Consider the following 6,127-nt stretch of genomic DNA (forward strand, 5'->3'; position numbering starts at 1 on the left):
CATTGACTAAGCCATTGTTGACAAAGCCAACGATCGAGAATTCCATGAAGTGTGAACAACCCAAAATGATGTCGCAGCGAGTGACAGCAAGAGGTTTTACTTTGGTCGAAATGTTAGTCGCCATGGCGGTAACTTTGATCATGATGGCCGCGCTTGCGAGATCCTTTGGCTTTGTTGGCAACCAAGTGCGCGACGGACGTGCCGATACGCAACTCTCGAATCAATTAAGAGATGTATCAACTCGATTATCGGACGAGATTGATCAATGTACCGTTACGCTGGAACCGGCAAGTGCAAGCAGTGAACCCAATGGGTACTTCATGTACTACGAAGGGCCAGTAACCGATGCCACTTCGTCACTTTTTCGTGCGGCCGATACAACCGATGGCGTTTTCCTGGATGCAGCGAAATTCGGCGACTTCGATGATTACCTAGCCTTCACGGCATCGGCTCCTGCAGGACAGTGGTTTACCGGGAAAGTGCCACGCTACATCTTGGAAATGAAGACAGCAGAACTGGCCGGTACGGGTTATACGTTGCCGACTGTTCCGGCTGATCTGGCGCGTGCCTTCGAACCCGTGGTCATTCGATCGAAATACGCTGAAATTGTGTACTTTGCGAGCCCGGAATATGCACCAGTTTCATTGCCGGCGACACCGGCGTACATCGATGTGGATGGTGATCTCGATTTAGGATCTGGTTCAGCAATCGAGAATGGGATACCGGATCGCTTAAAAATTCATCGTCGTGTTCTTCTCATTCGCCCTGACTTGAATTTAACCAGCGGTGCATTGCCAATTCAGACCTTCGATTCGATCCCATTTATGCAGGCCGATACATGGCCAACCGCATCAACGGCGACGATTGTCGGAGCGGCCAACGCCGCCGACGGATGGCTGTACGGGATGGCTGGTGTTCACCAACAATGCGACCTTTCAATTCGTCGAATCGATAGCGCAGCCGGCACCCCAACAGTGTTCGTCGCCGCGAATTCGCTGGGAGATTTATCGAAGCCACAAAACCGTTTTGCCCACGTCAGGATTCCTAATCGCGTCTTGACGGGGTCGGGTACAGCGAACTTTCCTACCTCGATGCCAGTGCTGGCACTTGGAAATGCTCCGACGATTCTATCGACCGCGACCAGCAACTCGCCGGCTAGGATTGCTCCACCCGCCACGCCAAACGTGGGGCCTGTTGTTACTCCCGCATCAATGTCAGGTTTCCTTCGACCAGAGTTCGTTCTTGGCAACGATCGGTCTCACTTGGATAGTGCAACCGATTTGTGGGGCGGTGAACGATTGGGCGAAGATTTGTTAGTCAACAATTCTTTGGCTTTCGATGTTCAAGTGTTCGATCCAAATGCCATCGTTGTCGACACAAGCGATTTGAGTGCGAAGCAGTCAGATGTGATGGTTGGACCAAGCGATGCCGGGTATCGTGAAGCAATTAGGACTGCATTCAACCAAGTCAGTACAGACAATTCTGGGTCACCTTCAGTCCCGACGTCAATCGTCAACTACTCCGAACGTGGCGCGTTCGTCGATCTGTGCTATCCCGTTTTGGCTGGTGGTTCCTTGCGTGGATGGCAGGCACGGCGAATCGATCGTCGCGATGGTACCGGTGATGGTGCGCTATCGCTACCTGGCTTGATGATAACGCCGTTCACAGGAGTCGCGAGCTACTCCACAACACCCGCTGATGTTTATCAGCCGAGCCTTTTTAAATCCGGCAAGCTAGTCACGTTTGGCACGTCGATTCGCTTGTTTCAGCCAACTTTCGATACCTTTACCAACAGCTACGAACGTGATGGTTTCGCTCAAGCAACCTTGAACGCCAGCAGCAATGGGACAGTCTGGGAAAACCTAACAGGAGCAACCACGGTCGATCTCGGCTCAAATGGAATCGATGATGACGCGACGTTCGGGGCTGATGACTTTGCCGAACGAGAAACATCACCACCGTTCATTAACACACCAGATGCGATCCGAATCACGGTTAGAGTAGAGAATCCCAAGACCCGGCAAATTCGCCAGATCTCGATTGTCCATCGTGATTGATCGCTGATAAAAACGTCGCGGTTGAATCAACGGCGACGACGACGTAGCAACACAGTGCTTAAAGTAATCCCGAGAATAGCAGCAGAAGTCGGTTCTGGAATGGCAACGGTGTACACCAAATTTAGCGAAGGTGTAAAACCAAGTGCGCCATTCGAGCTGTGGTAAGCAAGTCCGCTACCCGCAAGCGCGCCCTGAGGGTTGATCGAGATAATCGTGGCTAGGCCATTGTCATCCAAACGAGTCTGCAACCATGTTGTTAGCGCTGGCCCGCTTAAGCTAACCGTTTGTCCAGCAACCGAATCTTGACCGGAAAAGTCTTCGACGGTTCCTGTAGTCAGATGGGAACCACCCGATGCGATAGAAGCAGCCGTCAGCTCGTTGCCCGTTGTATTAAATGACAGCGTCGATTCGCTCCAATCTTGTGCCGTGTTCCCAGCAACCGAATTTAACCCATAGAAATCGACTCGGTCCACGCTTGCAACGTCGTTTAGAACATCAAAAGCATCCGTTGCAACGATATTGTTGCTCGGATTGATTGCCATCCTTTGAATTGAAAACTCGGCCGAATCGATCGTTTCAATGTTCAGCGTAGATAAATCGAATTGGAAGTATCCGAACGCTCGGTAAGAGAAAGGGCTGTTGTTAAAATTGTCGATGTCAGGATCGCTGCCACCAATGTAGCCGTTGTACGCTGCGACATCTGCTGCGCTTGCACCGGAGGCATACCAGACCGCGGTATCGTTGGAAACCAACAAGTCAGCGACGGCAGCGGATGAAGCATGCGGTTTGGCAACGTGGCCCAAGGCGATTGCAACCAATGCACAAAGTAGTCGGCGGTTTTTCATCGGTCAGTTCTCAGATTGATTGCGGGAAACAAACATCAAGCATGTCGATCCCTTCAAATTTTGCGGAGGTACAATTGTCAATTTCAGAAAGCGTATTCGGGTTACATCCCCCCCGCCTCAAGGCTGAGTCTAAGCAGTCAAAACTCTTAATGCAACAGTTTCTTAGCGAAGTGATTACCAAAGGGAAGCCAATTCGGCAGTTTTTCAACAAAGCCAGGATGAACACGCGACATTCTCGCAAATGGAGGAGGGGATGTTTGCTGTATTCCGTCACTGGCCTATCCGACTCATTTCGTGAATCCAACGGACGGACAAGAAGAATTGCAATAAACCGGCTATTGTCTAGTATTCTCTGTCAAGGGCACCACCAATTTACGTGCGGTCAATTCGGAGAACGGTGATGTCAGTTGGACATTTGGAAACGACTTATCAGGAATACGTTTGCGATCCGGATGATGGGCTGCGGCATGGGATCATTGATGGGGAGCATTAAAGCTATGGTTGGCGGTGCCGTCGGGTCTCGTGATTGCATTTTTTTGTCTTCAATGTTTTTGTCTAAACTTTCTGGGGCGGTCAGGGTGGGTGTGTCGAGTTTGCCTTTTTCAATTGTGACGCTGTCGATTGGCGTGTTGATGGTGGCGCGGGGTTTCTATTTGAGTCAATCACCTTCGTTGGATGCAATCGATCCGCCTGGTGATGATGCGGGGGCTAATGGTCCGGGCGATTCTATTTTTAGGGGAGTGGATCTTGTTGATGATCCTGTCGCGGTCGGATCTTTAACAAGATCCACTACGGCCAACGCTGGCTTTAAGCTGTCCCAAATCACTGGCGTGGTTATCAGTGGTTTTGATCCTGATGCGTTGGTTGTCTTGACCGCTGGGCCTGATGGTAAGCCTGGGCGGGCGGGGATTGATGATGGTGGGAACGGCGTGACCGATGAACGGACTGAACTTGGGGCGACGGGCAGTGATGATGTTTGTCGTGTCGTTTTTGGGGAACAGGCTGACCGTTTGACCGACCAAGATCAGGCTGATGTCTTGATCGTTCAACGTGGTGCGTTTCGACCAATCGATGATGTGGACGTGGTTCCCGTAGGGACTCCGGTGCGAGAGCTGGTTCGATGGACCGATGAACAAGGTCGGTCATGCGAGATGCTTAGAGACCGGTAGGACGACGGGAGTCCAGCGATGGACGGTCCATTGCAGGGCAAATCACTTTTTGAAGCTGGGCAAGCTTTTGTGAGCCGCCGGCGGTAACGCCTCGGGCATATCGATCAGCCCGGCCGCTTACGCGATTCCCGGCTCACGACATTGATAGTCGGCCCGGCCACTTACGCGATCACGGCTCGCAAGCTTTTGTGAGCCGCCGGCGGTAACGCCTCGGGCATATCGATCAGCCCGGCCGCTTACGCGTTCACGGCTCACGACATTGATAGTAGGCCCGGCCGCTTACGCGTTCACGGCTCACTTCACAGTGTGAAAAACTGATTTGCCCTGCAATTTGTTGCTAGCCACAAGGGACACAAAGATCCACAAAAGCCATGGGTAAATGTTTTGTGGCAAGCGAAGTTGCTGTTGGATCGGTTGGAACGGCGAAAGACGCGAAGTAATGAACCTAGGGCCCGGCCGCTTACGCGTTCACGGCTCACTTCCCAGTTTGAAAAACTGATTTGCCCTGCAGTTTGTTGCTAGCCACAAGGGACACAAAGATCCACAAAAGTCATGGGTAAATGTTTTGTGGCAAGCGAAGTTGCTGTTGGATATTTTGGTACCGCGAAAGACGCGAAGTAATGAACATGGGGCCCGGCCGCTTACGCGTTCACGGCTCACTAAAAACGGTAGAAGTTTGTTGCACCGTCCCGGGCATGTTAGATTGATTGCGAATAATCATGCACGATCATGCGCCGGGAGATTTGCGATGCCGCTGGGGATTTGTCCGACTGTTGATTTCGTCTTTAAGTTTTTGTTTGGGCAGATCCAGAATACGGACCTGTTGATTCATCTGCTAAATTCAGTGCTTGTGCCGGAGTCGCCGATCGAGGAGGTCGTGATTTTGAATCCGTACAACGATAAAGAGTTTGATGACGACAAGCTTTCGATCGTTGACGTCAAGGCTCGTGATTCAGCAGGCGTCTGGTATGTAATCGAAGTCCAAACGACGATCCCAGACGGCTTGAAGCAGCGATTGGTTTTCTACACCAGTGAATTGTTTGCCGGGCAAATGCGTGAAGGTGATTCCTACGCGTCGCTACAACCAGCGATCAGCATTTGTTTTTTGACTGAATCATTGTTCGATCAGTCGCCGGCTGGACATTTCCGTTTTTCGTTATGCGATCCGGTCAACAGCGTTAGCCTGGGCGATCAAGTGCAGGTTCATATCGTCGAATTAGCCAAGTATAATCTTTCTGATGCCATGTTGGGCGATGCCGATTGGTTGGAGAAGTGGGTATACTTTATGAAGGAATCGGCCAATCGCGACGCAGAAGAATTGCGGCGACTGCTTCCATCACCCACGTTTCAAAAAGCTACCGGGATCCTTGAAATGATCGCACGAGACGACGAACTTCGATATCGATATGCGGACCGAGCTAAAGAAGCAAAGGACCGGTTCTCGTTCCTAAAAGATGCACGCGATGCCGCAATGGCCAAGGGGCTGGAACAAGGTGAAGCTCGCGGGAAACTGATTGGTCGTATTCAGTTGACTCAGCGGTTGCTTAAGATGCCCGCAGCCGATGACGCTTCGCTTAAGGTGATGGAAACGAAAGAGTTGGAAACTCTCGCGAGCGATTTAGAGACACGCCTGAACGATTTGGCGTAAGGCAGTGATGGGAATGTTGGAAATGAACCACCGCCACGACGAACTCTATTATCGATACGCCGACCGAGCTAAAGAAGCCAAGGACCGGTTCTCCTTCTTAAAGGACACCCAAGACGCCGCCTTTGCGGAAGGTTTTGCGGAAGGTTTTGAGAAAGGTTTTGCGGAAGGTTTTGCGGAAGGTTTTGCGGAAAGTGAAGCTCGTGGGAAATTGATTGGTCGTATTAAGTTAATTCAGCGGTTTCTAAAAATTACCGCGGCCGATGATACTTCGCTCAAGGCGCTGGAAACGAAAGAGTTGGAAACTCTCGCGAGCGATTTAGAGACACGCCTGAACGATTTGGCGTAAGGCAGTGATGGGAATGTTGGAAATGAACCACCGCCACGACGAACTCTATTATCGATACGCCG

5 protein-coding genes are annotated in these 6,127 nt (G+C 51.2%); 4 read left to right on the forward strand and 1 reads right to left on the reverse strand.

The features are described from left to right. The first annotated feature begins 44 nt into the window (after positions 1–44). The gene (locus RC85_RS16355) at positions 45–2,057 is read left to right on the forward strand and encodes a prepilin-type N-terminal cleavage/methylation domain-containing protein (RefSeq protein ID WP_149752518.1); all 2,013 of its coding nucleotides are present in this window, start codon (positions 45–47) and stop codon (positions 2,055–2,057) included. Positions 2,058–2,083: 26 nt separating this feature from the next. Here the strand turns inward: RC85_RS16355 and RC85_RS16360 are convergent, their stop codons facing one another. After that, the gene (locus RC85_RS16360) at positions 2,084–2,902 is read right to left on the reverse strand and encodes a PEP-CTERM sorting domain-containing protein (protein WP_068264753.1); all 819 of its coding nucleotides are present in this window, start codon (positions 2,900–2,902) and stop codon (positions 2,084–2,086) included. Positions 2,903–3,447: 545 nt separating this feature from the next. Here RC85_RS16360 and RC85_RS16365 point away from each other — a divergent pair. The 3 genes from RC85_RS16365 (at position 3,448) to RC85_RS16375 (ending at position 6,065) form a co-directional block, all read left to right on the forward strand. Further along, complete coding sequence (locus RC85_RS16365) at positions 3,448–4,071, forward strand: hypothetical protein (protein WP_162273222.1); 624 nt, start codon at positions 3,448–3,450, stop codon at positions 4,069–4,071. Positions 4,072–4,819: 748 nt separating this feature from the next. Beyond that, a complete protein-coding gene (locus RC85_RS16370) occupies positions 4,820–5,719 on the forward strand; it encodes an Rpn family recombination-promoting nuclease/putative transposase (protein WP_068264757.1) in 900 nt (299 codons plus the stop codon). Positions 5,720–5,741: 22 nt separating this feature from the next. Further along, positions 5,742–6,065 (forward strand): FliH/SctL family protein, encoded by a 324-nt coding sequence (locus tag RC85_RS16375; protein WP_149752520.1) that lies wholly within the window; start codon positions 5,742–5,744, stop codon positions 6,063–6,065. Positions 6,066–6,127 lie beyond the last annotated feature (62 nt).

It is taken from the genome of Rubripirellula obstinata (assembly GCF_001642955.1).
In the GTDB taxonomy this organism is placed as follows: Bacteria; Planctomycetota; Planctomycetia; order Pirellulales; family Pirellulaceae; genus Rubripirellula; species Rubripirellula obstinata.